1 protein-coding gene is annotated in these 1,262 nt (G+C 45.3%); it reads left to right on the top strand.

Translation table 11 applies throughout. From position 1 onward, the window contains the following. Positions 1–92: 92 nt before the first annotated feature. Positions 93–1,262: IS4 family transposase (locus BRO54_RS18795; RefSeq protein ID WP_074044856.1), on the top strand; the 1,170-nt coding region annotated here is incomplete at its 3' end.

The raw sequence follows: 1,262 nt of genomic DNA, 5'->3' as shown, positions 1-1,262 counted from the left end.
ATAGCCATCAAGTTAAGAAAACAGGAATAAATATATGCCTGATTTGACCATCCTTTTGAAGACCTCATAATGTCTTAGAAAGGGTGGTTTTTTTGAAGACGTCCTTATCTCTCCGAGAAGAATGGCATTGTTTTTTAGACGGATTAAGAAGCGTGTTATCGTGCGAAGAACTTGAACATATGGCCCGAGATCATCAATTTATTCAACGAAAGGGGAAATTACGCGCCCATGATTTTGTGGCACTTTGCACATTTCTCCAGGAAGGAGGCGGTCAAAAATCATTGGTGCAGCTTTGCAGTGCTCTAGCTCTCAAGCAAAACACCTTTCTGAGTGCGGAAGGGCTCAATCAACGGTTTAATGAAAAAGCGGTGAGTTTCCTCAAAGCGGTGTTTGAAAAACTGCTCATTCATCAGACTCAGGAAGCCCGTCACTTATGTCAAAGACATTCGCTGTTTCGCCGGATTCGCATTCTCGATTCCACGTCGTTTCAACTGCCTCCTGAAATCCGGGGGATTTACGAGGGATGTACGGGGCCTGGGGTGAAAATTCAGCTAGAATATGAATGGCTAGAAGGGAAGTTTCTCCATGCGGATGTCGAAGATGCCCGTCATCACGACGCCGCCTACGGAGCGTCCCTTCTATCGACCATCCAAGAGGGAGACCTTTGTTTGAAAGACTTAGGCTATTTTTCGCTTGAGGGATTGCAAGCCATTCATGACGCCGGAGCCTTTTATATTTCCCGGCTCAAACACAATGTAGGGATTTACCAAAAAGAAGGAGACCGATTTCGAAAATGGGAACCAGAGGATTTCCTTGCGGTGTTACAACCCGGAGAAACCATGGAACTGGAACATGCGTATGTCAGTGGAAAGAAAGTTCATCAACCGCGGCTCATTGTGTATCGGCTGACCGAAGAACAGGAGCGACAGAAGGAAGGACAATGGAAACAGAAGGCGAAACGAAAAGGGGCCGCGTACGTGACGCGACGCCCCCACTCAATATATGTATATATCACCAATATTCCAGCGATTTATACCTCTTTGCACGAAATTCATACGCTGTATTCTCTTCGCTGGCAAATTGAAGTGGTATTTAAGACATGGAAATCCCTGTTTCACATTCATCGATTCAAACCGATGAAAGGGGCTCGCTTTCAGTGCCACCTGTATGGAACGTTGATTGCCTTATTGATCAGCTCCACTGTCATGTTTAAAATGCGGGAATGGCTCTATCGAAAACAGAAAAAGGAATTGAGCGAATAT

The sequence above is a fragment of the Geobacillus proteiniphilus genome (assembly GCF_001908025.1).
GTDB lineage: Bacteria > Bacillota > Bacilli > Bacillales > Anoxybacillaceae > Geobacillus > Geobacillus proteiniphilus.
Note: the sequence above shows the minus strand (reverse complement) of the source record. Positions and strands in the feature narration are given on the sequence as shown.